This window comes from Rhizobium sp. P28RR-XV, assembly GCF_012641385.1.
Classification (GTDB): Bacteria; Pseudomonadota; Alphaproteobacteria; order Rhizobiales; family Rhizobiaceae; genus Rhizobium.
In genome coordinates, this window is record NZ_JABAIG010000016.1 from 18,389 (window position 1) to 43,877 (window position 25,489).

Consider the following 25,489-nt stretch of genomic DNA (forward strand, 5'->3'; position numbering starts at 1 on the left):
AAACCATTTGCAAATCGATTTACGATGTCATAGCCTGCCTGCATGACGACAATAGCCAAAGTTGCCAAGCGCGCCGGAGTTTCGCCGACCACCGTATCGCATGTGTTGAACCATGCCGATCGCGTGTCGATGGATTTGCGCAAGCGTGTCCAGGAGGCGATCGCGGAATTGGGTTATGTGCCGAACCCGCTGGCACAGAGTCTCAGGACTGGCCGCACCAATCTCGTCGCGATGCTGATCCCGGATATCCGCAACCCTTTCTATCCGGAAATGGTTCAAGCGGCTCAGTCCGATCTGGAGGCGATGGGGATCGACCTTTTGATCTTCAACACGGATGTGCCCGGCGGGCATTCCGAGGAGCACGGCAAGCACTATCTCCGCCAGATCCGCAGCCGGCGGATCGACGGCCTCATCGTCGGCGATTTCGCACTGCACGGGATGCACGACACTTTGCTCGAAATCGATCTGCCGACCATCTTCATCGGCGATTTGCCGAACCAGGCGGTCGATAGCGTCAAGATCGACGATTTCGGTGGCGGCTACCAGATGGGAGCCTATCTGGCCAAGAAGGGCCACCGCCGGATCGCGCATCTGACCGGCCCATCCTTCTTTGCCGAAGCCATGGCACGCGCTGCCGGTTTCGAACAAGGCCTGCGCGACCACGGCGCCGAGCCGATTGCCGAGCTGCGGCGCGAGGGGAGCTATCTCGGTCCGTCAGGGGAAGAGGCGGTCGATTGGCTTCTGGCGACGTACCGCGACGATCTGCCGTCGGTGATCTTCTTCGGAAACTACCTGATGGCGGCCGGAGCGCTTGCCGCCTTCTTCGATCGCGGCATCAACGTGCCGAAGGATATCGGCGTTGCCGTCTTCGGCGATCAGCCGCAGCTCGAATATATCAGGCCACGGATTACAAGGGTCGGCAACACGCCGTCGCTGCTTGCCCATCGCGCAACCGAGAGGCTGCTGGAGAGGATTTCGGGAGCTTATGCCGGGCCTGTGCGTTCGGAGGTGATCCCCTGCAATCTGCACGCTTTCGATACCGCATGAATTGAGGCGTCGTCGCCCGGGAGGAGTGTGGTGACGGCTTAAAAAAGGGAGGAAGTCATGACTGGTAAAGACAAGTTCATCACCGCCGCAACCCGTCGCAACGTGCTCAAGGGCAGCGCGATCCTTGCCGCCGGGGCCGCCGCCGGATTGAGCGGTTTTCCCTATATTTCCCGCATGGCCGCGCGGGCGCAGAGCGCGCCATTGAAGTTCTGGCAATTCTACGCACCGGGCGGCCCGGTCCAAAGCCAGGTCGACTGGTTCGAGAAAGCGGTCGCGGCCTGGAACGATAGCCATCCCCAGAAAGTCGAGCTCGAATATGTGCCGAACGCGGAATATATCAACGGGCCGAAGCTTGCCACCGCCTTCGCCTCGGGGGAGGGGCCGGACATCTTTCTCATCTCGCCCGGCGATTTCCTGCGTTACTACAATGGTGGGGTCCTGCAGGATCTGACGCCCCACATTGACGCGAAGGACGATTTCCCGGAGAGCGTCATCGCCAATCGCATGGTCGACGGTAAGATCTACGGCATCCCGATGGAAGTCGAGCCGATGGCGATGTACTATTCCGTCAAGGCTTTCGAAGAAGCGAAACTGAATGAAAACGATGTCCCCAAGACCTGGGACGACCTGCTCGAGCTCGCCAAGAAACTGACCACGCCGAAGCGCTTCGGCCTGCTGTTCGAGACCCAGCCGGGCTACTATCAAAATTTCACCTGGTATCCCTTCCTCTGGCAGGGTGGCGGCGAATTCCAGGGCAAGGACGGCAAAAGCGCCTTCGATTCACCCGCTACGGTGCAGGCTCTGAAGTTCTGGCAGGATGCGATCAATTCGGGAGCGGCCCCGCGTCAGGTCATGGGCAGCGGCGCGAATGACACCGTCGCAAACCTCGCTTCGGGCTACTGCGCCATCCAGAATGTCGGCATCTGGGGTATCTCGCAATTGCAGAGCAACGCCAAGGATTTCAAGTACGGCGTCTTTCGCCTGCCGACGCCGCCGAACGGCAAATACGTGACCGTCGGCGGTGGCTGGGCCTTCGTCGCCAATGCCAAGGGCAAGAACCCGGATGCGGCCGCGCAGTTCTGCGCCTGGGCGCTTGCCTCCAAGGAAAAGGACTCGGCTCAGCGCGTCGCCGACTGGTGTACCAAGGGCAAGTCCGACATGCCGCCGCGCGAAAGCGCGCTTGCCGCCGGCGGCGATGCCTTCAAGACCGGTATGATCGGCAAATTCGCCTCCGAGGTCTATTCGGGAGCGCGCGCCGAGCCGCGCGTGCCGCCAGAGGTCTACAAGATCATCTCCGATGCGATCCAGCAGACCCAACTCGGTGGCGCCGATCCACAGGCGACTGCAACATCTGCTTCGCAGCAGCTCGACGCGTTCCTTGGCTCCTATAGCGGCGCGCCGATCCTCTAAGCATGTCGCGCAAAAGTGCGCAGCGGTTTTGCGATAAACACTGCGGGAGATCAAAGACCCAAAGCGCAAGAAGCGTATCTGAAAGATCGCGATGCGCTTTGGGAAGAAATGCCGGCCGCGGCAATCAGCTTAAGCGGCCGTCACTCTTTCCGGGACGAGATCATGACGACAATTGCAGATGCGGCAACAAGCCGCGGGAACGGCAGGCGCAAAGGCCTTTCTGCCAGGCATCGCGAATGGGTCGCGGCCTACCTCTTCATATTACCCGACGCACTCGGCCTCTTCCTGTTTCTCGGCGTGCCGATGCTTCTGTCGCTCGTGTTGAGCGTTTATGAAGTCAACGGGTTCGGCGGCTACAATTTCGTCGGCGCCAAAAACTATATCCGCCTCTGGCACGACCCTCTGTTCTGGAAGGGAGCGAGGGTGACTGCCCTATATGCCATCATGCTTGTGCCCTCCCTTTATGTGACCGGCTTGGGGTTGGCGCTTCTCGTGCAGCAGACCAATCGCTTCAATGCCATCATGCGCTCGATGTTCTTTGCGCCGAACATGGTGAGCCTCGTGGTCGTCGCCCTTGTCTGGCAATTCATGGTGATCGACAAGATCGGTGTCGTCGGCCAGACCATGGCGAGCCTCAATCTTCCCCCGATCTCCTTCCTTGGCGACCCGAATTTCGCACTGATCACCGTCGTGCTCGTCAGCGTCTGGTTCCTCATGGGTTTCTACATGCTGATCTTCCTGGGCGGCCTGCAGGATATACCGAAGGAGTACTACGAGGCGGCGATGATCGATGGCGCAGGACCGGTCAAACGCTTTCGCTATATCACGCTGCCGCTTCTGAAGCCCACGAGCTTCTTCGTTCTCATGGTCTCGATGGTCGCCGCCGTTGCTGGCGCTCAAGCCTTCGACATCATCTATGTCATGACGAAGGGTGGCCCGGCCAATTCGACGGCGGTGCTGATCGTTTACATCTACCAACAGGCCTTTTCCTTCGGTGCTTTCGGCTATGCGGCTGCGATGTCATCGTTCCTGGTTGTCGCGCTCATGGTCGTCACTGCGATTTTCTTTGCCGTCACACGCGGAGGACGTTTCGATCATGCGGAATGAAGCTTCCAATGCCTATTTCGTGCGATCGCAGGTAACGCTGGTGCGCTGCCTTTGGATGCTGATATCAGCTATACTAGCGCTGATGACGCTGTTTCCGTTGCTGTGGATGGTGTCGATCGCCTTCAAGCCGGCGGCCGAATCCTTCTCATCAACGCTGATACCGGAATCGCCGACGCTTGATAATTTCATCTATGTGCTGACGGGCGTGCCGTTCATCCGCTACATGCTCAACAGCTTCTTCGTGTCGGCGACGGTGACGATCGTTGCGTTGTTCTTCCACACCATGGCCGGTTATGCCCTTGCTCGGCTGCGGTTTCCCGGTCGCGAGATCATCTTCCTGGCGATCTTCTCCACCTTTCTCGTCTCGCTGCCTGTCGTCATCGTGCCGCTCTTCATCATCGTCAAGGCGATGGGCATGATCAATTCCTATGCCGGCCTGATCGTGCCGGCGATCTTCAATGCCTTCGGCATTTTCCTGCTGCGGCAATATTATCTTTCGCTGCCGCGTGAGATCGAGGAGGCCGCGGTGATCGACGGCGCTGGTTACTGGCGCATCTACTGGAGCGTCATCCTGCCCTTGAGCCGGCCGATCATGTCGGCGCTCGCCATCCTGTTTTTCCTCGCCAACTGGAATTCCTTTCTCTGGCCGCTGACGATCACCTCCAATCCGAACCTATGGATGGTGCAGGTCGGCATCGCCAACTTCAAAAGCCAGTATTCGGCATCCTGGAACTATATGATGGCGGCCTCCACTATCGTCGCCATCCCCACCCTCATTCTCTTCGTGATTTTCCAGCGGCAGATCATGGATTCGCTGAAGACCAGCGGCCTGAAATAGCCGTCTTCCTTCAAGACAGGAGACCTTAATGAGCAATCTCGGCCTTTCACCCCTTCGCGGGCTTGCAAAACTGCGCGAGGCAAAGACGCGCCGCTTTTCGAGTTACGACCGCACCGGCGGCAACGACGATCGCTTCCATATCGAGCCGGGAAAGACTGAGGTCATCGCCGAGCATTCGGGTGCCGGCATCGTCACCCATATCTGGGCGACGCTTGCCTGCGAGAGCGAGAATTTCCTGCGCAAGATCGTGCTTCGCGCTTACTGGGATGGCGAGACGGAGCCGAGCATCGAGGCGCCGATCGGCGATTTCTTCGGCATGGGCCACGGTCGCACAGCGAACTATGCCAGCCTGCCCATGCAGGCGAGCCCGGAGGACGGCAAGGCGTTCAACTGCTATTTCCCGATGCCCTTCGGCTCGCACATGAAGCTGACGGTCACGAACGAAGCTGAGCACGACCTGCTGTTCTACTATTATGTCGATCTCGAACTGCACCAGAGGCTCGAAGAGGACATGGGACGCTTGCACGCGCAATATCGCCAGTCGCAACCACAGGGTATGAGCGACGCGGGTCTCACTAACGAGGAATATCTCTTTGGCGGCGAGAATGTCGATGGCAATGAGAATTACACGATCCTCGAGGCCGAGGGCCGCGGCCATTATGTCGGCGTTCTCTACAGCGTCTACTCGCGACGCCGCTCTCACGTATGGGACTGGTACGGCGAAGGCGACGACATGATCTTCATCGACGGCGAGCAGGGGCTTTGGGCGCCGGACACGGTGCGCAAGCCTGATCCGCGCATCGGACCGAAAGCGGCGCTGATCGAGCCGCGGGCCGAATCCGCAGCCGGCGCCAACGATGCCTGGCCGCCGACGCTGCACGGCACCGGCACGGAGGACTATTTCAATACCGCTTGGTGCCCGACGCAGGAGTATAGCGCGCCCTATCATGGCATCATCGCGGGGGGCGGTCCGAACTGGACGGAACCGGTGACGCTCTATCGCTGGCATATCGAGGATCCGGCGATCTTCCAGAAGCGCATTCGCGTCACGATCGAGCACGGCCATGCCAATCGCCGCTCCGACGACATTTCCTCGGTCGCCTTCTGGTATCAGGCTGAGCCACACAAGCCGTTCGGCGCGCTTCCCGACGTCACGGAGCGCGTGCCTGCTTTCCGCCGGCCGTTCAAGGAAATGGAGATTGCCGTCAAGAAGGCGAGGGAATGACAGCGAACAGGGCGCAGGCCTTGGTATCGCAAGGAAATCAGCCGATGCCCGCCTTCCGCGGCCTTCATTGGTTCGTATGGGCGAGGGTATGCGACCGAATCAGCACATTTCCGTACCTTGATTTCATATAGATATACCCTTAAAAAAGGGTCACTTATGACCAGTTTGAGAGCAGGCCATGCCAACAATCAGTTTAAAGGATGCCAAGGCGTCGTTTTCTCATGTCGTTGATCAGGCTGCGGCAGGAGAGTTTGTGACGATTACGCGCCATGGACGCGCGGCGGCTGTCGTTGTCAGTGTGAAAGCTGCGGAGGAAGCAAGAAGGGCGATCCGAAAAGACCGTCCGAGCCTCGTTCAGTATCTGAAGACCTTTCCGGCGGATGTCGATCCTGCCGACGACATTTTCTCCAGAAATCCTGCGCCCTCTCGCGGGGTTGATCTGTGAGCTTTCTTCTCGATACCAATGCCATCTCCATGTTCGCTCCATCCAGAGCTAGTGCATCGAACGCTTTTGCCGACTGGGTGGATGAGCAGGACCGACTAGACGCAATTTATCTTTCATCCATGACGGTGCATGAAATAGAAAAAGGCATTCGGTTATTGGAAGCAAAGGGTGCTAAGGCAAAGGCTGCCGGGATTCATACCTGGCTGCAGGGGCTGATTGCCGGATATGGCGAGCACATTTTGCCAGTCGACAAGGATGTCGCTCTTGAATCGGGTAGGCTGGAAGCGATAGCAGTCATCGCTGGGCACAGTCCCGGCGCTGCCGATGCCATTATCGCGGGAACGGCGAGCCTTCATAAGCTTACGGTGATCACTGCCAATCTCAAGCACTTCTTGCTGTTTGGCATCGCCGTTAAGTCGCCGGACCAAGTCGCGCGTTAGCGCTTTGGTTTGGATCCAGCGGATTTGATCGCCTCGACCGATTTGCCATCTTCAAGAACCACAATGAGTTTGACTTGCGCGCATGGCACATGTGTTCGCGCAGGGTGGCGGCTATCAACCAATCCCAATTTCCGTTCGCAGTTGCGAACGATTCAACAGAGTCGAGCGCAATGGTAAGCACGCGCCAGCGTAATCTCTGTCCTTTCAAGGGATGAAATCCTGTGGATTCAATCTGAAAGCGGGATGTCCTCGTGCGAATGGATGAATTGAAAAGTCATTGTGTTAGGGCGCTTTATGTATCGGGCGTGAACGCAAGAGAGGGCGGTTTCTTTCGTTCAACCCGGATAACACAAGCGGACGAGTTGCCGATCTCATGCGTCTCATCCTTGTCAATGATGTCTCGACGGTTCGCGGTGGCGCCACAAAGGTGGCGTTGCAATGTCTCGATGCAAGCAGGGATGCGGGCCTGACCTGCGCCATACTGGTCGGTGACGACGGCGAAGGCCTCAAACCGCGGTTCGACGGCATCCGCACGGTTGCGCTTGGCGAGCGGCCCCTAAGGGAAGGCCCGGTGTTCGGGGATATCCTCGCGAAAAACTACAATCGGCGCGCTCATGAGGCGATGGAGGGGTTGCTTCGGGAGTCGGATGAGGAGACCGTCGTCCACGTGCACGGTTGGTCCCAAATCCTGTCGCCGTCGATCTTTTATGCGCTTGCCAAGCATGAAGCCAAAGTCATCGTCACGGCGCATGACTTCTTCCTGAACTGTCCGAACGGGGGGCTTATCAATTTCCACAGCGGCGACGTTTGCGACATCAAGCCATTGTCTGCCGCATGCCTCACGACCAATTGTGACAAGCGCAATTATTTCCACAAACTTTGGCGTTTCCGCCGCACCCTGACGCAACAGGGTGTGGGTGAGGAATTCTGGGGCCGTGTCGGCATTGTGCTCGCCCATGAAAACATGGAGCCGCATCTGCGCACCGGCCCCTTGCAGCACTTCACGACATTGCGCACGCCGACCGAGCCATTGACGCGGACACCGGTCGAGGCGTGGCGCAACCGCCGCACCGTTTTTCTCGGCCGCATGTGCTGGGAAAAGGGGGTGCGGACGTTGGCGGATGCCCTCAACCAAACGGGCAGAACCGCGACACTCATCGGGCGGGGGCCTTTGCTTGAGGAGATGCAGCGCGTGCTGCCACATTGCTTCGTGCCCGGCTGGCTGAGCGATGAAGAGGTTGCGAGGATCGCCGGCGAAGCGCGCGTTTTCGTCATGCCGTCGCGCATGCCCGAGCCTTATGGCCTGGTCGCCGCCGAAGCCTTGATGTCAGGCATTCCGGTCATCGTCAGCAGTAACGCGCTGATTGCGGAAGAGGTCGAAAAACATGGCGCGGGTCTGGTTTTTACCAGCGGCGATGCGGCGTCGCTGGCGGAGAAATTGGCGCAGACCGATGACGACCAACTGATGCGGCGGCTGGGCGAAGGGGCATTGGCCCTCGGCCAGCATATCGCGCCGAGCAGAGCGGAATGGGGACGTCGCATGGTGGACATCTATATGGGGCGGGGCAGCTTTTCGGAACATTAGGTTGGGGGGAACAATAATGCGCGCTTTGGTGACAGGCGGTTGCGGCTTCGTCGGCCGACATCTGATCCAGCGGCTTCTTGCTGAGGGATTGGATGTGGTCTGCGTCGATTCACTGGTTACGGGAACAGGGGCGCTTCATCCCGATCTGTGGCAGCGCCTTGCGCGCTCCCGCTTCAGCTTTTGCGAGGAAGACTGCCGCACTTTCTTTACGCGTACGCCGGAGCATTTTGACTATGTCTTCCATCTGGCGGCGCTGGTCGGCGGCCGTGTGACGCTGGAAACCCGGGCCCTCGATGTCGCCGAGGATCTGTCGGTCGATGCGGAACTATGGCAGTGGGCATCGCGTGCCAAGCCGGGTTCGGTAATATTCTTCAGCTCCAGTGCAGCCTATCCCGTCTCGCTGCAGACCGTCGACAATCATCGGCTGCTGGCGGAGGACATGATCAATTTCGACGCCACGATCGGTGTGCCCGACCTGAGCTACGGATGGGCGAAACTCACCGGCGAATATCTGATGAAACTCTATGTCGAGCGCTACGGCCGGCGGGCCATCGCCTACAGGCCGTTCAGCGGCTATGGCGAAGATCAAGATCTCGCCTATCCTTTCCCGGCGATCTGTCGCCGGTTGCTGGCGGAAAAAGGTGCGGCGGAAGTCTTCGTTTGGGGCTCAGGCCGTCAATGCCGTGACTTTATCCATATTTCCGACTGCATCGAATTCATCTGGCAGACGCGGGAATTATTGCCCGACGGCGCAAGCCTCAATCTATCAACCGGCACCGCCACCTCCTTCATCGAATTGGCAGAGACCATCAGCCGGCAGATCGGCTGGCAGCCTGACGTTACCGGACGATCAAGCCATCCGGAAGGCGTCTTCTACCGCTGCGGCGACACGGCCCTGCAACGCTCCTACGGATTGAGCCCTTCGATCGGTCTGGAGGAGGGGATCGCGCGGATGCTCGAGTATCTGCGGGCGGAGCAGGCATCATTTGCGCTGGCCATGTAAATAATGAGCAATCGGTTCGATGCGGCGGATGTCGGCGTGGAAAAATCGCCTCGACGATATTGCCGCCGGGTCGATCCTATGGCGGGCTTGAACAAAGAAATAGGCGGCGCTTCTGGCATCCGGCGCGGGCGGAACGTCACCGCGGATATGAGCTGATCGAAATATCTGAGCAGCGCGCCGGAGTCTTCGTAAATTCATTGTTTTTTCAGTAGCTTACGGATCTGACAACGCGAGCTGACACTCACGACCCGGCTTGGTATTCCTCCTATTCATTCAAAATAGATGGAACAGCAAACCGATGTCGACCGAACAGATACGCTGGCTCTTGAAGGTCATGCAACCCGAGCGAACCCTGGCCTCGCTGCCCGGGCGCGCCGGCATCTCTCCGGAAATTCATGCCGCGCTGATTGGGTTGCCGCCGAGGGTCTATTCCGCTGAACTCAACTTGATGAAGAAAGAGGCGAGAGAAGCTGCGGGCGAACTGCTGGCCGATCCGTCCTGCGCCTCGTTGGTGGACCGGCTCTACTTGCCAAGGGGCGCCAAGGTCGTCGCGTTCGGCGACAGCCTGACATCGGACCCGCAATCCTGGGCTGTCATCCTCGGTGAGCTGCTGGCGGCGAGGCGTGCTGCTGACGGGGTTTCATTCTCGATCAGCGCGGTCGCCGCCGAGACGACGACGCATGGGCTGGTCCGCATCGGCGAGGTCATCGGCCAGCAGCCCGACTTGATCCTCTTCCTCATTGGCACCAACGACGCCCGAACCCAGGGTCCTCACCCTACGAAGACCCTTGTCCATCATGAAGAGACAGCGCGCAACGTGGCGGAGCTGCGTCAACGCGTGTCACGGGAAACCGAGGCGCGTTGCGTCTGGATCACGCCGCCTGCTGTCAATGAGGAACAGGTCGCAGGGCACTGGGGGCTGGCCCGATTCGGGGTTCGTTTCCGCAACGAGAACCTTGCGCGCGTCGCCGGGATCATCCGCGATTTCGACGACACAGTGATTGACGCTTTCTCCAATTTGGGTACGCCACCCCGGAGCGATCTCCTGATGGGGGATGGCCTGCACCTCACGCTGGCAGGACAGAAGCAGTTGGCGCTTGAGGTGATCAAGGGCTGGAGCACCGCCAAATGAAGTATTTGATCGTCGGCGCCACCGGAAACATCGGGACCCGGGTCACCCAGCGGCTCATCGCTCGTGGGGAGCGCCCATCGATTTTCGTACGCAATGCGAAGAAGGCAAAGGCGCTCTTTGGAGCTCAAGTAGATATCCATGTGGGTGACCTCGACAAGGCACCTTCGTCGCTGGCAACCGCGCTTAATGGCGCAAACGGCGTCTTCCTCGTGAGCGACGGGCCAGATCTCGATACCCGCGACCACACGGTTGCGTTCGCGGCGAAATCTGCCGGGATCCGGCACCTAGTTAAGCTTTCGACGCTGGATGTGCACACCGGCGTGGGGACCGGGCCGTGGCATGCGCGCGGCGAGGCTGCCGTGCGCGAAAGCGGTGTGGCGTTCACGTTCATCCAGGCTGCTGGATTCATGCTGAATGCGCTTGGTTGGTCGGACTCCATCCGCGAGGAGAGCGTGCTGCGGACCTTCACCGGAAATGGCAAGATCGCGTTCATTCACCCGGACGACATCGCCGATGTCACTACCGCGGTTCTCACCACACCCGACTACGATGGCCAGTCGCTGGTCATCACCGGTCCCGAGGCGCTGAGTTATGGGGAAATGGCCGCGACTCTCGGCCGAGCCATTGGCAAGTCCATCCGATTCGAGGAGATTTCCGACAGACAGGCGCATGCGGGAGTGGTCGCCTGGGCCGGCAGAGGACCCTACGCCGACGCTCTTGTCGACATCTGGCGCGCAGTACGCGAGGGGCGATTGGCGACTGTCTCGGACGGCGTGATGCAGGTCATCGGGCGAAAGCCCATCTCGTTTGGTCGGTGGGCCGAAGAGAATGTCGGCGCCTTTAGCTAGAAGCTGAGGCGACCATTCTCACACGAGTTCACATAAGCGAGGACCGTTCGGACGGCCTCACCCTTCGCGTCATGTCGAGAGATGACCGACAGCCTCCGGTCAGCGGCTCCATGCACGAGCGCTTCCATCAAATGCGGAAGGATGAAGAGTATCCGTTGCGTCGCCTCGGGGGTATAGCGCTCCTGTTTTGAGGGCGAAATCACCTTCCCTAACGTGGCCTGGAGTGCACTTTTAAAGCCAAGCGCCCCTTCCGGCACCGCAGTCGCGATAATATCATGCAGGTCGGCATCTTTCGCATGAACGTCCGCAAGCCCCTCCATCAACTCACGTGTAAAGTCCTTGAACGACGCAGTTGCGCAGTCGGCAATCGCGCGCGTCATCACGCGCCTTACGTCGTCAACATGGCGGTCATGCAAGGCTGCGAAGATAGCCTGCTTGTCAGGGAAATATTGGTAGAGCGAGCCAATACTGACGCCCGCGGCTTCGGCGATGCGGTTGGTGGTGATGGCCTTGGCGCCATGCCGGTTCACCACCCGCTGGACCGCCTCAAGGATCGCCTCCACTGAATGCCTGGAGCGTTCTTGCTTGGGCTCGCGGCGCGCGAGCGATCTTTCGTTGGCTTTCATGGAACTCTGCTGTCTGCGGTCGAGTCATGCCCCGCGCAAGCTGGGCATCCTGTATCAAGAGGATCACATTATAGTCCGCTTTTGCCCCGCGAGGCACGAAAAAACTGTGTCTTCGGAGGTTCGACCACCGAAGACGGCAGATTATCGGCGGCGCTGGCAAGTGGCCAAATGTCCGCAATCCAAATGTCTGCAATAGGGTCGAAACCGGCCACTCCCGACCGGCGAGCTGCAACAATCTGCTGTCATTTCGTCCCCATCCGGAACCGACCCCGATATGCTTGGAAAGCGCCTATAATACGCACACTTAATCTCAGAAGCGCGCCATTTCCCGCTTTACCTTGTCAAGGAAAAGCCCTCTCGTCCCGTCGGTCGAGCGGTTCATGTCGTAGTGCGCGAGGAAAACGACAGGGGCGAAGGGCTTGATCTGTGCGCGCAGCACGCGCTTGACGATCTTCTTTGGCGGGTTGCCGGCGATGAAGGCGCGGAATGGGTCGGCGCCATAGGTCAGCACCGCGCCGAGCTTGCGGATATGCTGCAGCTTTGAGCGCACCTTACCGTCGACGAGTTCGAAGGAGACGCCGGGAAGCCAGACCCGGTCGAAATAGCCCTTGAGGATGGCCGGAAAGCCGAAGTTCCAAACCGGCGTGACGATCACCAGAGCTTCGGTGCGCTGCAGCCGTTCGACATAGGGTTTTAGTATCTCGGTGTTCTCGGGATAGTCATGATAGATCAGGCGATCGCGGCGCGACAGTACGGGATCGAAGCCCTCGGCATAGAGGTTGCAGTCGTCAACCTCGTGGCCGGCGGCTTCGAGGCTTGCGACGGTCTGCCGGTGCAGCGCGCCGCCAAAGCTTTCGTCCACCGGATGGGAATGAAGGACGAGAACCTTCATGAGGCCTCCATCAGAGCCGCAAGACCGGGGAAGAGATAGTTTTTGCCGGATTTGAAGTCGAAATTCGGATCGTCCCACGCAATCATCTTGCCGGGATTGAGCAGGCCCTTCGGGTCTGTTTCCTTCTTGAAGGCAAGCTGGACGGCGTCCGTCTGCTTCATGCCGCCTTCCTCCAGCGTATAGCGGTGCGGATTGAAGATCGGGCAGCCATGGTCCTGATGGATCTTGATGATTGCCTCGAGGCGCGCCTCGGACGTATAGCGCACCAGCGGCAGGCCCGAGCATTGGATCTGCCCATCGAACCTGATGAATTCGAGATGGCCAGGCACCTCGTCGCCGAAGATCTCCACCATCTTCCGGACCTTGGCGACATGATCTGGCCCCGGATACTGCACCTGCAGGTAGGTGATCGACGGATCGACCTTGATGGCGCGCAGCGTCGTGTGGTTCCAGGCGAGCTCATAGGCATGCGGGATGCCCTTCATGCTCTCCACTTTGTCGGAGCGGAAGGTGATCTCGCCTTTCTGCTGCGTGGTAAAGGCAACGAAAGGACCCATCGAATGCGGCGCGATCATCAGCGCCACGATCGACTGCCCCTGACGAATATAAGGCTTGTGGCGGGTAAAGTATTCGTACGGAATGGGTGCGGCGATCGGGGCGATTTCCTTGACCAGAATGCCGTTGCACTTGGCGAGCGCATCGGAGAAGCGCACGGCATCCATGAAGTCGTCATAACCGACCAGTACGTCGATCCAATCATAGGCCGGCGCCAGCGGCATTTCGATCTCGGTGATGATGCCGTTGGTGCCGTAGGCATGGCTGACCTTGGTCAGATCCCATCCTGTGAGGTCGAGAACGCGTGGCTCCGCTTCCATGGTGACCACACGCAGCCGCAGGATGTTGCCGAGATCGCGCAGGCCGCCCCAGGTGATGGAACCGACACCGCCCGAGCCGCCGGCGATGAAGCCGCCGATCGTCGCCATCTGCGCGGTCGAGGGATGGAAGCGCAGTTCCTGGCCCGAATGGGCCTTGGTCTGGCGGTCGAGTTCGGCAATGACGATGCCGGGCTCGCAAATGACACGGCCTGGATGGATCTCCTTGATCCTGTTCATGCCGGCGAGGTTGAGCACGATGCCGCCGGAGAGCGGCATGGCCTGGCCGTAATTGCCGGTGCCGGCGCCGCGCGGCGTGACGGGCACGCCATGCGCATAGGCGACCTTGAGAGTGCGGATCACCTCTTCCTCTGTCTTCGGCGTGACGACGAGATCGGCGGTGACATTGTCGAGCTGGGCTTTCAGGATCGGCGAATACCAGTAGAAATCGCGGCTCTTCTGGCGCACGAGCGCCGGATTGTCTTCGACGGCGATGCCTTCGAGTTCTTTCTTGATGCGCTGATAATCCGGCATGTTACGCTCCAATGACGCTGTCGAGTTCACGATAGTCCGGCAGGCTGCGGTCGATCACCTTGCCCTTGCGAAGGACGACGCGGTCGGACTGTGGGCGGGAGAGGAATTCGCTCCAGCGCCTTGCGCTGAAGAGCACGAGATCGGCAGGACCACCGACGGCGATGCGGCCGATATCGGGGCGCCCGAGGATGCTGGCGGGCGAGGTGGTGATGACCCTTGCCGCCGTATCCAGCGGATGGTCGAGATGCAGGATGCGCACGGCTTCGCGGAACACCTCGACCGGATCGAGATCGCCATAGGCATAGAACGGGTCGCGGGTATTGTCGGAGGCGACCGCTGTGGGAACACCGGCTGCGGCAAGCTCGTGCAGAAGGGTGACGCCGCGCCAACGCGGCGTGCGGCCGGCATGGCGGTCCTGCAGGTACATGTTGCACATCGGCAGCGAGACGATGGAGATGCCGGCCTTGGCGACGAGATCGATGGTGGCGCGCGCCACCTCCTCGTCTTGCCGGGCGAGCGAGCAGCAATGGCCGGCGGTCACCTTGCCCGTGAAGCCGTTGCGAAGCACGGCTTCGGCAATCGCCTTCAGTGTCAGCACCTCCCTGTCTTCCGTCTCGTCGACATGCAGATCGATGTCGAGCCCATTGTCGGCGGCGGCGCACAAAAGCTTGTCGAGCTGCGCATCAAGGTCGGGATTCATCTGGGTGACGCCGCCCATCAAGCCGCCTGCCTCGCGGACGACGCGGAGTAGGTCGACAAAAAAGGTGTCGTCCACCATGGTATCGAGCGGAAAAAGGGCGACGGCCTGCAGCGCGATCTTGTCTTTCCAGGCCTCACGGACCGAGGTGAAGACCTCGAAGGAAATGCGATGCTGCGGTGCCAGTGAATCCAGATGCGTACGGATCAGGCCGGTGCCGTGGGCGTAAGCCGAGCGCAGCGAGAATTCCATACGCTTGCGCACGTCGTCGGCCGACCAGTTGGCCTCGCGGTCGGTTCGCACGGCATCGAGTGCGCCCATGAAGCTGCCGTCGGGATTGGGGCGGCGCTCCCATATATGGCCCTTGTCGAGGTGGGTGTGCATGTCGGTGAAGGTCGGCCAGACCATGCTCTCCCGCATGTCGACCTTGGCATATTCCGCCGGCGCGGTACCAGGCGCGCGGATATCGCTGATAAGGCCGTCGGCAACGACGATATCGGCCTTTACGAGACCCTCGCTGGATGGGGCCGGAGAGCCGGATAGCGCCACGGCAGGCACCGTGGCATTGCTCAGCACGAAGCGGGCGGCATTCGGCGGCGACATGAAGGCGTGGGACATCAGTTCTCCCGCTTGAGGCTGCTCTCATGCCAGCGATGCAGGCTCAGCCATGAGATGAAGGAGGTGAAGGCGAAGATGGCGACGCCGAGCGCCGAGAGAAGCAGCAGTGCCGCAAAGAGACGCGGCATATTCTGGCGGTATTGCGCTTCCAGCAGGCGGAAGGCCAGGCCGGAATTCGGACCGCCGGAGCCGGCGGCGAATTCGGCGACGACCGAGGCGATCAGCGAAAGGCCGCCGCCGATCCTGAGCCCGGTCATGAAATAGGGCTGGGCCGCCGGCAGCTTCAGATGCAGCAACGCCTGCCAGCGTGAGGCGCCATAAAGGTCGAAGAGGTTGAGAAGATTGTGGTCGACGCTCTTCAGTCCCTGCACCATGTTGGACAGGATCGGAAAGAAGGCGACGAGGAAGCCGCAGATTAGCAGCGCCGCCTCGCGTGTCGGCGCATAGATGAGGATCAGCGGCGCGATCGCCACGACTGGCGTCACCTGCAGGATGACGGCCAGCGGATAGAAGGCGAGCTCGATCCAGCGCGATTGCACAAGGAAGATGGCAAAGCCGACGCCGCCGATCAGCGCGAGGATGAGGGATATGAAGGTGATCTTGGTCGTCACCCATAGGGCAGGCGACAAGATGCCCCAGTCGGAAACGAGCGCTTTGGCGACCGCGATCGGGCTCGGCAGGATATATTGCGGAATGCCGGTGCCGACGACCAGAAGCTGCCAGAGAATAAGAAGCACGAGAACGGTCAGGAGCGGCACGAAGACGCCGAGCGTGCGTTCGAGATTGCGCTTTTTGACAGCAGCGACAGAGGACGCATCGGTCGATTCGACGGAAAGAGTGGCTGATAGGCTTGTGCTGTCGCTCATCAATGGGCCTCCGGCCAGCCGATGGCCTCGATCAGGGAACGGGAGACCTTTTCGCACACCTGCCGGTACTCTTCCGATGAGCGATAAAGGGGATCACGCTCACCGCTGGTTTTCAACGGAAAGTCGGTGTGGACCCGGCCGGGCCGTGCCTTCATGACGACGATGCGGTTGGAGAGATAGGCGGACTCATAGACTGAATGCGTGACAAAGATGACGGTAATGCCTGTGGTCTGCCAGAGGCGGAGCACGTCGTCATTGAGCTTCTGGCGGGTGATTTCATCGAGCGCGGCAAAGGGCTCGTCCATCAGCAGCAGCTTCGGTTTCGTCACCAGCGCGCGGGCGATCGAAACCCGCATCTTCATGCCGCCGGACAGCTCCCGCGGATAGGCGTCGGCGAAGTCCTGCAGGCCGACCGTGGCCAATGTTTCCATGATCTGTTCGTACGCGCCCGCTTTCGAAGTACCTCTGAGCTTCAGGGGTAGATGAACATTGCCGAAAACCGTTTTCCAAGGGAGTAGCGTCGGTTCCTGGAAGACGAAGCCGATATCGCCTTCCGGCAGGCCTTTGGCGTTGATGCGCGAACTTGGCCAGTCGATCCCGCCGCTGGATGCGCCGCCGAGGCCGGCGATGATGCGTAGCGCCGTCGACTTGCCGCAGCCGGAAGGGCCGAGCAAGCTGATGAACTCGCCGCTTTCCACATGGAGCGACATGCCCGACAGCGCCAGCGTGCCATTCGAGAAGATCTTGGAGACCTGCTCCATGACGACGAGCGGCCGCTTGCGCGTCTCGGTTTGGGTGACCTTGGTGGCTTCAGACACTGGCATGGCACGGCTCTCTGTTGATCCAGCCTCTTTTGAGGGGAGTGTCGGAGCGAAGCTCCGGGGCGGGGTGATCCTTAGAAATCCGAGAGTATCACCCTGCCCGCCGCTTTGCGGCGACCTCCCCGTGAGGGGAGGTGCCGAGACATTACTTCTTCAGCGCCATCCCAAAACCTTTGCAGACAAACTGCGTGTCGAAGGCTTTCTTGTAGTCGATAGCGGCATCGAAGACCTTGATCTGCACCATTTCGTCAAAGAACTTCTTGTAGTGGGCCTCGGTGATGCAGCCGATGCCCTTGTCGAGGGCGTCGCCGGATTCGACGATGCCATATTCCTTCATCTTGGCGATGGAATAAGCGATCTGCCCATCCGTCATGTCGGGATTGTCCTTCTTGATCAACTCGTTGGCCGCCTTGTTGTCGCCGTAGAGATAGTTGTACCAGCCCTCGATCGATGCATTGACGAAGCGTTGCACGAGATCGGGGTTCTTGTCGACCATCGCCTTCTGCGCCGTGATCATCGTGGAATAGGGCGAATAACCAGCATCGGCGATCAGGAAGACTTTCGGTTTCCAGCCGGCCTGCTTCTCGATCTCGTAGGGTTCGGAAGTCACATAACCTTGTTGTGCGGACTGTTTGTCGGCGAGGAAGGGCGCCGGGCTGAAATTGTAGGGCTTGAACTGCTCGTCCTTGAAGCCTGGGAAGTTCGCCTTCATCCACTCGAAATAGGTGATATAGCCGTCCTTGCTCAGGAACAGCGTCGGCAGCTTGGCGAGATCATCGAACTTTTCCACGCCGGCATCCGGATGGGCGATCAGTACCTGCGGGTCTTTCTGGAAGATCGCCGCGACATCGACGATCGGGATGCCCTGCTTGACCGCATCGATCTCCTGTTGCGGGCCGCCCATGTAGAAATCAAGCTTGCCAGAAATCAGCAAAGCCGAATTGGCGGCATTGGGGCCGCCCTGGACAATGGTGACGTCAAGGCCATATTTTTTGTACGTGCCGTCGGCGACGGCCTGGTAGAAGCCCCCATGCTCGGCCTGGGCAAGCCAGTTGGTGCCGTAGGTGAGTTTGTCGAGCGCATTCGCGGGTTCCGCCGCAGCGATTGCGGCGGCCAGACCCATGGCGGCGAAAAATGTTTTTGTCTTCAATGCATTATACATGGCTGACTGTTCCCCTTATCTGCCATGGGACGTCATTGTTGAAGCCCATTTCCCGCATTTGAGCGATTGCCTTGCGCTTTGAAAAGCATCAAAATTCGTGCGCATTGATGCCTTTTCGGCATCTCTTTCCAGGTCTGTGCCTAAATTGTGCGGTCTGGGCAAAAATTAAGCAATGGGAACGCGCATGCTGCATTCAAGACGGCTACTCTATATCAACGAAATTGCCCGCTGCGGCTCGATCCGCAAGGCGGCGGCACGGCTCAACGTCGCGTCATCGGCGATCAACCGGCAGATTCTGGCGCTGGAGGAGGAAATGGGCGCGCCACTCTTCGAGCGCCTGCCGCGTGGCCTGCGGCTGACAGCGGCGGGAGAGCTCTGCATCGAGCACATCCGCGAGGTATTGAAGAATTACGAGCGGCTGGAGGGGCGCATTCGCAGTCTCAAGATGCAGCAGGCCGGCAAAGTGAGGATCGTCGCGACGGTCGGCCTTGCCGCCGGACCTCTGCCCGAGATCATCGCCCGCTTCCTCTTAGAACATCCGAGGGTCTTCATCCAGCTGCGCAACGATGCCGGCTCGACCACCATCGCCTCGGTGGTCGCCGGAGAGGTTGATATCGGACTGGGCTTCAACATACCGGCGACACCGGGCCTCCGCTCGCTCGGCAATTTCGACATCCCGATCGGCGTCGTGCTGCCTCCCGGTCACCCGTTGATCGGACCGGGGCCGATCAACCTTGCCGACGTCGTCGAGGAGCGGCTGCTGCTGGCGCAGCCTGGAAGCAGCCTGCGCGATATCATCAATCTGACGCTGGCGCGCCTTTCCGTGCAGGTCGAGCCGGTGCTGGAGAGCAATGCGTCGGAAATGCTCAAGCAACTGGTAAAATGCGGTGCAGGGCTGACGCTGCTCAACCCGCTCGACGTCATCACCGAGTGTCGCCGCGGGGAGTTGGTCTTTCGGCCTATCGCCGAACCCCATTCGCGGCCCCAACCCATGAAGCTTTTTGCCCGCACGCGGGCGCCACTCGACGCCGCCACCAGCCTTTTCGTCGAATACCTGCTGGCAGAGCTTGCCGGAATGGTGGAGGAGCTGCAGGCGAAGGGGCATATTATCGCACCCTCCGAGCGCCGCCGTTCGGACGCCTATTTCGAATAGAGGCTGGAGAGCGGATAGTCGCGCAGGTCGCGCAGCATCTCGATAAAGCCGGTGATCTGGTGCCGGCAGATGAGCGCGCCCTTTTCCGCTGTGCCGGCCGCGGCATTGCCGACAACGCCGTTCGGATTGAGGTCATGGGCAATCCAGGCGAGCGAATGCGGCGGCAGCGGCTGCAGATATTTGGAATGCTCCCTCATCCATTCCGCCCTTGAGGCGAAATTCTCAGCCTTGTCCATCCGCACGAGCTCGGGCCGGAAATGCAGCATGAGCGAGGTTTCGACATCGCCGCCATGGATGCCGAAGCGCTGCTCATGGTCGTCGATCATGCCGTCAGGTGTGCCGAAGCGGCTCCACTGCGTAGCGACGACGGCCATCCGATGACGCACGCGCAACTCGCGCGCGACGATGCCCATGATATCGAGATTGCCGCCATGGGAGTTGACGATGACCATCTTGCGGATGCCGGCCTCGGCGACTTTCGCACCGATGGCCGTCCAGACCGGGATCAGCAACTCCGCGCTAAGCGAAAGCGTGCCAGGACCGTAGATATGCTCGTTGGCCTTGCCGATTTCCTGCATTGGCAGCACAAGGAAATCGAGATCGTTCGGGCGCTGGACCTGCAGTTGCGCCAGCATGCCCGTAGCGATCGCGACATCGGTTGCGATCGGCAGATGCGGGCCATGCTGCTCCGTCGAGGCGATGGGCAGGATCGCGATCATGGTGTCGGCCGAGAGATCGGCGAAATCATATGTGTTGAGTTCATTCCAATAAAAGGGCCTCGCCATGGCCGTATCCTCTCGTCCGTGTCTCGTCATTCAACGGATACGGCAAGGATGGTGGCGGTGGAAAGCATCAATTTGCGGCCATGCCGCTGCCTTTTTGAGTGCGCCTGCGCGCTTGGAGCGCTTCAATTTTTCTCAGAATCCCTGAACGGCTCCATCTCTTTGTCGTCCGGCAATTCCGGAAGGAAAATTACCGGCTTTCGAAGAGACAGCCGGCGATATCATTTTTAGAATGAAAAAAAGGAAGGTCCGGAGGGAAACCGGACCTTCCTCCCATTCTGATCGGAGGTCTAGTTCAGATCAGCTTAGATCTGAATAGGCTTAGAAGCTGCGCTGGAAGCGGAGGATACCGGCCCACTGGTCCTGATTGACGGAGTCCCAGTTGGTGTAGGATATTTCCGGCTGAACCAGGAGGTTCTTAACCGGGTTCCACTTGACGTTCGTCGTAGCAGCGAAGGTCTTGTTGTCGGTGTAGGCGAGCTGGAGGTTCCACTTCAGCTTTTCGTTGATCGGAACGCCAACGCCGCCCCAGACAGCCCAATCGCCCCAGCTCTGGCCGATCGAGTCGCCATTCGCATACTTGTTGAGCTTGTCGCCGTCGGTGTTCCAGCCACCCATCACGAAGGCCGAGAATACGCCGAAGTCGGCGTCGACGCGAGCCTTGACAGCGCCTTCTTCGACGATCGAGTCATAACCACCAACGAGCTTGAAGGCCCATGCGCCGGCCTTGTAGCCAACACCTGCGACAACGTCAGGAGCGTAGTGGTCGTGGCTGTCTTCGCCATTGGAGCCTACAGCACCCGGGCCGGAGTTGCTGTCTTCAACCGAGATCACAGCCGTGAAGCCGTTGCCGGCGTCGTAGTTGTAGGTGATCTGGTTCAGTTCGTACGGACCATCGCCGATCACGTCGTCGTTGATGACGTCGCCGGCATAGCCGGTAAAGACGTTAAACTGCGAGTCTTCCTTACCGACGAGGAAGCCGCCGAGGCTGATGCTGCCATGCAGGAAGTTGGTGGAGGTGGCGTTGCCGTCGTTCCAGTCCCAACGAATTTCGGTGTTGGTCTTCAAAGGACCATATTCGGTGTCGGTTGCCGTCTGCAGCTGCAGCTCAGCACGGGTGTGCCAGATCGTACCGTTGCGTGCAGCCGGGTCGTAGGCGTCGTACCACTTGCCTTCGGTACGAACCTTACCGCCGATCTTGAGGCAGGTTTCCGTGCCCGGAATGAAGAAGTAACCAGCACCGTAGGCGTCGCAGATGCGAACGTATTCCAGGGGCTCCGGCTCGGCAGCGACGATAGCGTCAGCCGCGTGAGCACCGGAAACTGCTACGAGTGCAGCAGCGGAGCCGAGAAGAAGGCTCTTGATATTCATTTTTTCTCCAATCGCTTTGCCGGATCAGAACGAGGTCGGTGACTACCCGCTGCGTTCCATCTATCCGGCTGTTCCCTCTTGCGGACGTCACAGGATGTCCGCGCACGCAAACTAGCGAGGCCATGCCTGCGTCGAAATACAATAGTTTCGTATTTTTCTGTAATTCCAGACATAAAAGCGTCATAGATGCAAAAATACATCAGAATCTATCAATATAGACGAGTCAATCATAAGCATGCTAATGGGATATACTAAATAAACATGCGATATGTATGTTATTTTCCTCAAAAATCAACGATATAGTAAGTCTATATTACAAACTATACTGATTTTTGCCTCGATTCGGTCCTTCGGCTGCAAAAAATCGGAACCCGTCGATATCGGGCAAACGCCCCGTCAGCAACGATTGCGGAACGGCGCATTTAGCGGCTGCATTTTAATTGACGGTATGACGTCGCATCGATGGACTGGAGAAAGCTTCGATTGGCTGGGCGACGCTGCCATGGACGTCCCGTGAGGTCATCCGTGGCCCTCCCGGGAGAGGGCGAGCATTGGACGTCATTGTAAGGAGGCCCAACCCCGCGCGAACGCGTCGTCGCCCTCGCGATGCGGTCGGCGAAGAGGCCATCGGCAATCATGAAAGATTGTGTATTCCAGGCGCCGGTCCCGGAAAGGGCCGGGCGCGTTTCCCTACCCCGCGGTCGGATAGAACCACGCATAGCCGAAATGGAACCGATCCGGGTCCTTCCCATAATAATAGGGAACGGCGGCGTCGTTTTGCGCCGGCAATGTAATCGAGCTGCCGAATTTCGTCGTCAGCCAGCTTTTGAGTTCGCCAGGCATGGAGGATGCGTGTCCGTCGCGCTCATTCCAGACGAGCAGGACCGGCCCACTCCCCAAAGCCTGGCGGTCAAGATCGGATGCGGGATATGCGGTCGATATTACCGCCGTATCCGGCATGTTGGCGCGGATGTTGCCGGCCTTGAGCCATGCTGTTGTCACGACTGCCGTCGGTCGTCTACCTTCCGCGGCGATCGCCTGGTTCAGAAAGGCGCCGTAGGGCGTATTCAGATGCTGGTATGAATCGAACAGCTTCGGAAAGACAGTGCCTGCCGTCAGGATGAGGGGTAGGGCGATCATCAGCCCGAACGGCAGATAGAAGGATCTCTTTATATCGGACGGGTTTTGCGTTCCGGCGGCCTCAAGCTTCAGGCAGAAGTAGAGCGGCACAAGAAACAGAAAGGGAAGAAGCCAGCGGTCGCGAAATTCCGTGAGCGTCGTGACCAGCATCAAGGCGAACAATATGGCTGCCGTGCTCACGAATATTTTTTCAAAGAAATTTACCCATTCGCTTTTGAACCGAAGCGACTGCAGAAACGACCGGCGAAAAACGATCAGGAAGATCACGGTCGTTGGCGCAATAATGACGATACTGGTCTTGATCAGTTCGACAATGCCATAGCCGATATCCGAAAGCTTTCCGCCTTGGCCACGTTCCGACATGGTTGCGACGGTGGATGTGAGAACCTGATCCATGTTCGACACCATCCATACCGCGTGGGGCAGAAACACAAGAACGGCCAGGGCCAGCGTCACCAGAAAGCGCTTGTCCAGCAGCCTTGAGCGCCCTTGCGGATGAAAAACCACAGCGACCAAGACGCTCGCGATGATCAGCGCGAAATTGTACTTCGTGAGCATTCCAAGCCCCGCCCACAGGCCCATCATGGCATAGGAGGTGAGCGTTGGCTTGCGAATGGTCTTCACGACGAAATAAATGAAAGCGGTCACCGCGAGAAGCGTGCCGACAGTGTGCGTCAGATCCCGCTGCGCCTGCCAGAACATTTGCGGGATGGTCAGAAGGGATAGCGTGGCGACCGCCGCCAGACGCTTGTCCTCCAAAAGAAGTCGCGCCAGTTGATGATAGGCGAAATAGACCAGGAAAAGCAGGATATTCTTCAGCACGGCGAGCGATGCGACGCTGGTGCCGAAGACGTCAAACACCCCGTATTGAAGCCAATTGTAGAGCGGCGGCTGTGCGTCATACCCCCAGGCCAGCCACTGGTTGACGACGAATTGCTGCGCTTCGTCTATTCGCACCGAGTTCGAAAGAGAAATCCGCACGATCGCCTGCACCGCGAAATATATCGCAAGGACCCAGGTCACCCACCGAAATTCATCGGATGATTGATTGGTCGCGGCGGATGCTCTCCGGGCGGCGAAGCGCGAAGAAAAGACGTTAGGCAAAATGCTCATTCAACTCTCCATGCTATCGGCTATCGCGTACCAGGCGCATGTGTCAACCATGTTCAGGACGGCTCGCCTTCATAGGTCTATCGTGATCAACAACGTTTTTATTGCATAATTTCAATTATTTAGACTCTCGCCGACAAAGATTCGCTGGCCGCGCGGAAATACTACGCCAGCTGTACGACGGGATTTTTGCCGAATGATTTCAACTGCATCGGCCGAGGGGCCATCGCCACCGCGAATATCAGCCCAGCGCAGCCTTTGGCGATGACGAGCGAAGGCCGGGCACATCTTGGTCGTTCCGGAGCTGGGCTTTGCGCAGATAGTCCTGAATCGCGCGAGGCGCCTTGAGACATCAGCGTTCACGCCAGGCGCGTGGACAGGAGGCGGAGTGAACGAAAGCATCATACGGGGCTGCAGGCAAGAGGCACGCCCTTCTCGCGCTCGCTGACGCATAACGGCTCCACGAGCACTGCTGTTGCCGATTCGCTGCCAAGTCCGGCAGCTATATCAAGATAACCTCCGTTCCAGCATTTTCCTCGACCCAGACGAGATCACTCCGCCTGCGCGATCGTGAAAAGCTCCATCGCCTCGGCGAAGCCCTTTAGTTGCTGCTGTCCGATCGAAATTGCGTCGGGGATTTCCGCCTTTTGCCGGAAGGGGGCCGAGGTCAGGAGCGCTTCGCCCTTTTCGCTGCAGATGCCCTGTATGCGGCTGACGATATTGACGTCGGGGCCGATCAAGGTGAAATCCAGGCGGTTGCCGGAGCCGACATTGCCATAGCTCACTTCGCCATAATGCAGCGCAATGGCGACCTTGACGCGGATGCCGTCATATTCGAAGCCGCCTATTTCATCGAGGATTGTTCGCGCCGAAGCCAGTGCGGAGCCGCTGGCGCCGGCTGCGTCGACGCCCGGGAAGAAGGCCAGAACGGCATCGCCCATGAATTTCAGCACTTCACCGCCCTCGCGGGTGATTGCGGGCACTACCTTGTCGAAATAGGCGTTCAGAAGGCCGAGGACGGTGCTGCCGGGCAACCGGTTGGAAAGCTCGGTGAAGCCGCGCAGGTCGCAGAGCAGAAGTGCCGCCTCCATGGACTCGATCTCCCTGCGGCGGATATGGCCGGCAAGGATCCGGCTTGCCGTCATCGGGCCGATATAGGTGTCGAGAAGGCTGAGTTCGCATTGTCTGAGGACGCGTAGTTCGCAGGTATTGCGCAATGCCGGCAGAATGCGCTCGATCAGGTCCTGCTCGCTGGATGTGAAGCCACCTGGCCGCCGCGTGGCAAAAACGGCGCTGCTGATCGGCCCGTCGGCGTTGCAAAGCGGCGCTATCATCAGCTGCACCAGGCCACGGCCGGAAAATATGTCGATATGCTGCCAGCGCCCATGGGGGCTTTCGCCGGGCCCGACGATGAGCGGCTCGCGCATCTCCTGCGCTTTCATAAGCGGCGTATTGGCGAGCGCCAGGCGCGAACCATGCTCGCGATCATGGATCTCGACCGGCTCGCCCGGTGCCCAGGCAAAGGTGCGGCCGATGAATTCGGGATGCAGCGTCGTCAGGTGCAGCGTCAATCGATCGACGGGAAGGCCAAGGGCCTGCAGGCGGCGGCCGAGCCCGACAACGAGGCCGGCCTCGTCCAGAGCATGGCATTCGTCACCGGTCAGCCATTCGATGAGGCTCAAAGTTGCCCCTGTACTGATGCCGCCGTGCAGCGCCCTGGGGTTAACTGTTGCGGCTTTTGACACGTCGTGCAGCAAGGTCATGG

General features: G+C 59.4%; 23 protein-coding genes. 12 read left to right on the plus strand and 11 right to left on the minus strand.

The genetic code is table 11. The annotated features are described in order from the left end of the window. The first annotated feature begins 42 nt into the window (after nt 1–42). The 11 genes from HGP12_RS27930 to HGP12_RS27980 all read left to right on the plus strand — a co-directional run bounded on the left by HGP12_RS27930 (nt 43) and on the right by HGP12_RS27980 (nt 11,080). A complete protein-coding gene (locus tag HGP12_RS27930) occupies nt 43–1,047 on the plus strand; it encodes a LacI family DNA-binding transcriptional regulator (protein WP_168879902.1) in 1,005 nt (334 codons plus the stop codon). A gap of 57 nt (nt 1,048–1,104) precedes the next feature. Beyond that, a complete protein-coding gene (locus tag HGP12_RS27935) occupies nt 1,105–2,457 on the plus strand; it encodes an ABC transporter substrate-binding protein (protein WP_168879903.1) in 1,353 nt (450 codons plus the stop codon). A 162-nt stretch (nt 2,458–2,619) separates the two neighbouring features. Continuing rightward, nucleotides 2,620–3,564 carry a carbohydrate ABC transporter permease gene (locus HGP12_RS27940; RefSeq protein ID WP_168879904.1) on the plus strand — a complete coding sequence of 315 codons (945 nt, stop codon included), beginning with the start codon at nt 2,620–2,622 and terminating at the stop codon, nt 3,562–3,564. Continuing rightward, nucleotides 3,554–4,402, plus strand: coding sequence for a carbohydrate ABC transporter permease (locus HGP12_RS27945; RefSeq protein WP_168879905.1), 849 nt, complete (start codon nt 3,554–3,556; stop codon nt 4,400–4,402). Before HGP12_RS27940 ends, HGP12_RS27945 begins: the two co-directional genes overlap by 11 nt. Nucleotides 4,403–4,430: 28 nt before the next feature. Then, nucleotides 4,431–5,627: a glycoside hydrolase family 172 protein gene (locus tag HGP12_RS27950; RefSeq protein WP_168879906.1), complete on the plus strand. Its 1,197-nt coding sequence runs from the start codon at nt 4,431–4,433 to the stop codon at nt 5,625–5,627. 178 nt (nt 5,628–5,805) lie between these two features. After that, nucleotides 5,806–6,072 (plus strand): type II toxin-antitoxin system Phd/YefM family antitoxin, encoded by a 267-nt coding sequence (locus HGP12_RS27955; protein WP_168879907.1) that lies wholly within the window; start codon nt 5,806–5,808, stop codon nt 6,070–6,072. Beyond that, a complete protein-coding gene (locus HGP12_RS27960; protein WP_168879908.1) occupies nt 6,069–6,512 on the plus strand; it encodes a PIN domain-containing protein in 444 nt (147 codons plus the stop codon). The genes HGP12_RS27955 and HGP12_RS27960 overlap by 4 nt, the downstream gene beginning before the upstream one ends. Before the next feature lie 373 nt (nt 6,513–6,885). Next, nucleotides 6,886–8,097, plus strand: coding sequence for a glycosyltransferase family 4 protein (locus HGP12_RS27965; RefSeq protein WP_168879909.1), 1,212 nt, complete (start codon nt 6,886–6,888; stop codon nt 8,095–8,097). Nucleotides 8,098–8,113: 16 nt separating this feature from the next. Next, nucleotides 8,114–9,100 carry an NAD(P)-dependent oxidoreductase gene (locus HGP12_RS27970; protein ID WP_205926683.1) on the plus strand — a complete coding sequence of 329 codons (987 nt, stop codon included), beginning with the start codon at nt 8,114–8,116 and terminating at the stop codon, nt 9,098–9,100. Between the two features lie 298 nt (nt 9,101–9,398). Further along, nucleotides 9,399–10,232: an SGNH/GDSL hydrolase family protein gene (locus HGP12_RS27975; protein WP_168879910.1), complete on the plus strand. Its 834-nt coding sequence runs from the start codon at nt 9,399–9,401 to the stop codon at nt 10,230–10,232. Next, nucleotides 10,229–11,080, plus strand: a complete 852-nt coding sequence (locus tag HGP12_RS27980) for an NAD(P)H-binding protein (RefSeq protein WP_168879911.1) — start codon at nt 10,229–10,231, stop codon at nt 11,078–11,080. Before HGP12_RS27975 ends, HGP12_RS27980 begins: the two co-directional genes overlap by 4 nt. Here the strand turns inward: HGP12_RS27980 and HGP12_RS27985 are convergent. The 7 genes from HGP12_RS27985 to HGP12_RS28015 form a co-directional block, all read right to left on the minus strand. Continuing rightward, nucleotides 11,077–11,706 carry a TetR/AcrR family transcriptional regulator gene (locus HGP12_RS27985; RefSeq protein WP_168879912.1) on the minus strand — a complete coding sequence of 210 codons (630 nt, stop codon included), beginning with the start codon at nt 11,704–11,706 and terminating at the stop codon, nt 11,077–11,079. The two genes, HGP12_RS27980 and HGP12_RS27985, sit on opposite strands and share 4 nt — an antisense overlap. 310 nt (nt 11,707–12,016) lie before the next feature. Continuing rightward, nucleotides 12,017–12,598, minus strand: coding sequence for an NAD(P)H-dependent oxidoreductase (locus HGP12_RS27990; RefSeq protein WP_168840489.1), 582 nt, complete (start codon nt 12,596–12,598; stop codon nt 12,017–12,019). Next, on the minus strand, nt 12,595–14,004 hold the full coding sequence (locus HGP12_RS27995; protein ID WP_168879913.1) for an FAD-binding oxidoreductase: 1,410 nt from the start codon (nt 14,002–14,004) through the stop codon (nt 12,595–12,597). Before HGP12_RS27995 ends, HGP12_RS27990 begins: the two co-directional genes overlap by 4 nt. A 1-nt stretch (nt 14,005) precedes the next feature. After that, nucleotides 14,006–15,319 carry a cytosine deaminase gene (locus HGP12_RS28000; protein WP_168879914.1) on the minus strand — a complete coding sequence of 438 codons (1,314 nt, stop codon included), beginning with the start codon at nt 15,317–15,319 and terminating at the stop codon, nt 14,006–14,008. Beyond that, the gene (locus tag HGP12_RS28005; protein ID WP_168879915.1) at nt 15,319–16,185 is read right to left on the minus strand and encodes an ABC transporter permease; all 867 of its coding nucleotides are present in this window, start codon (nt 16,183–16,185) and stop codon (nt 15,319–15,321) included. Before HGP12_RS28005 ends, HGP12_RS28000 begins: the two co-directional genes overlap by 1 nt. After that, nucleotides 16,185–17,009: an ABC transporter ATP-binding protein gene (locus HGP12_RS28010; protein ID WP_168879916.1), complete on the minus strand. Its 825-nt coding sequence runs from the start codon at nt 17,007–17,009 to the stop codon at nt 16,185–16,187. Before HGP12_RS28010 ends, HGP12_RS28005 begins: the two co-directional genes overlap by 1 nt. A gap of 142 nt (nt 17,010–17,151) precedes the next feature. After that, nucleotides 17,152–18,168, minus strand: a complete 1,017-nt coding sequence (locus HGP12_RS28015) for an ABC transporter substrate-binding protein (RefSeq protein WP_168879917.1) — start codon at nt 18,166–18,168, stop codon at nt 17,152–17,154. 184 nt (nt 18,169–18,352) lie between these two features. Between HGP12_RS28015 and HGP12_RS28020 the strand changes: the two genes are divergently transcribed. Beyond that, nucleotides 18,353–19,321, plus strand: a complete 969-nt coding sequence (locus HGP12_RS28020; RefSeq protein WP_168840483.1) for a LysR substrate-binding domain-containing protein — start codon at nt 18,353–18,355, stop codon at nt 19,319–19,321. Here HGP12_RS28020 and HGP12_RS28025 read toward each other — a convergent pair. The 4 genes from HGP12_RS28025 to HGP12_RS28040 all read right to left on the minus strand — a co-directional run bounded on the left by HGP12_RS28025 (nt 19,309) and on the right by HGP12_RS28040 (nt 25,487). After that, a complete protein-coding gene (locus HGP12_RS28025; protein WP_168879918.1) occupies nt 19,309–20,106 on the minus strand; it encodes a creatininase family protein in 798 nt (265 codons plus the stop codon). The two genes, HGP12_RS28020 and HGP12_RS28025, sit on opposite strands and share 13 nt — an antisense overlap. A 318-nt stretch (nt 20,107–20,424) precedes the next feature. Next, nucleotides 20,425–21,474 carry a porin gene (locus HGP12_RS28030; RefSeq protein WP_168879919.1) on the minus strand — a complete coding sequence of 350 codons (1,050 nt, stop codon included), beginning with the start codon at nt 21,472–21,474 and terminating at the stop codon, nt 20,425–20,427. Nucleotides 21,475–22,164: 690 nt separating this feature from the next. Next, nucleotides 22,165–23,727 (minus strand): glycosyltransferase family 39 protein, encoded by a 1,563-nt coding sequence (locus HGP12_RS28035; protein WP_168879920.1) that lies wholly within the window; start codon nt 23,725–23,727, stop codon nt 22,165–22,167. A gap of 548 nt (nt 23,728–24,275) precedes the next feature. Continuing rightward, a complete protein-coding gene (locus HGP12_RS28040) occupies nt 24,276–25,487 on the minus strand; it encodes an adenylate/guanylate cyclase domain-containing protein (protein WP_168879921.1) in 1,212 nt (403 codons plus the stop codon). Nucleotides 25,488–25,489: the final 2 nt, after the last annotated feature.

Bases quoted from the DNA above. Each gene is read 5' to 3' on its own strand.
- HGP12_RS28015 (WP_168879917.1), bottom strand. From the start codon at position 18,168: ATGTATAATGCATTGAAGACAAAAACATTTTTCGCCGCCATGGGTCTG.
- HGP12_RS28030 (WP_168879919.1), bottom strand. From the start codon at position 21,474: ATGAATATCAAGAGCCTTCTTCTCGGCTCCGCTGCTGCACTCGTAGCA.
- HGP12_RS27955 (WP_168879907.1), top strand. From the start codon at position 5,806: ATGCCAACAATCAGTTTAAAGGATGCCAAGGCGTCGTTTTCTCATGTC.
- HGP12_RS28025 (WP_168879918.1), bottom strand. From the start codon at position 20,106: ATGGCGAGGCCCTTTTATTGGAATGAACTCAACACATATGATTTCGCC.
- HGP12_RS28040 (WP_168879921.1), bottom strand. From the start codon at position 25,487: ATGACCTTGCTGCACGACGTGTCAAAAGCCGCAACAGTTAACCCCAGG.
- HGP12_RS27965 (WP_168879909.1), top strand. From the start codon at position 6,886: ATGCGTCTCATCCTTGTCAATGATGTCTCGACGGTTCGCGGTGGCGCC.
- HGP12_RS27995 (WP_168879913.1), bottom strand. From the start codon at position 14,004: ATGCCGGATTATCAGCGCATCAAGAAAGAACTCGAAGGCATCGCCGTC.
- HGP12_RS27980 (WP_168879911.1), top strand. From the start codon at position 10,229: ATGAAGTATTTGATCGTCGGCGCCACCGGAAACATCGGGACCCGGGTC.
- HGP12_RS28035 (WP_168879920.1), bottom strand. From the start codon at position 23,727: ATGAGCATTTTGCCTAACGTCTTTTCTTCGCGCTTCGCCGCCCGGAGA.
- HGP12_RS27970 (WP_205926683.1), top strand. From the start codon at position 8,114: ATGCGCGCTTTGGTGACAGGCGGTTGCGGCTTCGTCGGCCGACATCTG.
- HGP12_RS27990 (WP_168840489.1), bottom strand. From the start codon at position 12,598: ATGAAGGTTCTCGTCCTTCATTCCCATCCGGTGGACGAAAGCTTTGGC.
- HGP12_RS27950 (WP_168879906.1), top strand. From the start codon at position 4,431: ATGAGCAATCTCGGCCTTTCACCCCTTCGCGGGCTTGCAAAACTGCGC.
- HGP12_RS27935 (WP_168879903.1), top strand. From the start codon at position 1,105: ATGACTGGTAAAGACAAGTTCATCACCGCCGCAACCCGTCGCAACGTG.
- HGP12_RS28020 (WP_168840483.1), top strand. From the start codon at position 18,353: ATGCTGCATTCAAGACGGCTACTCTATATCAACGAAATTGCCCGCTGC.
- HGP12_RS27945 (WP_168879905.1), top strand. From the start codon at position 3,554: ATGCGGAATGAAGCTTCCAATGCCTATTTCGTGCGATCGCAGGTAACG.
- HGP12_RS28010 (WP_168879916.1), bottom strand. From the start codon at position 17,009: ATGCCAGTGTCTGAAGCCACCAAGGTCACCCAAACCGAGACGCGCAAG.
- HGP12_RS27930 (WP_168879902.1), top strand. From the start codon at position 43: ATGACGACAATAGCCAAAGTTGCCAAGCGCGCCGGAGTTTCGCCGACC.
- HGP12_RS28005 (WP_168879915.1), bottom strand. From the start codon at position 16,185: ATGAGCGACAGCACAAGCCTATCAGCCACTCTTTCCGTCGAATCGACC.
- HGP12_RS27985 (WP_168879912.1), bottom strand. From the start codon at position 11,706: ATGAAAGCCAACGAAAGATCGCTCGCGCGCCGCGAGCCCAAGCAAGAA.
- HGP12_RS27975 (WP_168879910.1), top strand. From the start codon at position 9,399: ATGTCGACCGAACAGATACGCTGGCTCTTGAAGGTCATGCAACCCGAG.
- HGP12_RS27940 (WP_168879904.1), top strand. From the start codon at position 2,620: ATGACGACAATTGCAGATGCGGCAACAAGCCGCGGGAACGGCAGGCGC.
- HGP12_RS28000 (WP_168879914.1), bottom strand. From the start codon at position 15,319: ATGTCCCACGCCTTCATGTCGCCGCCGAATGCCGCCCGCTTCGTGCTG.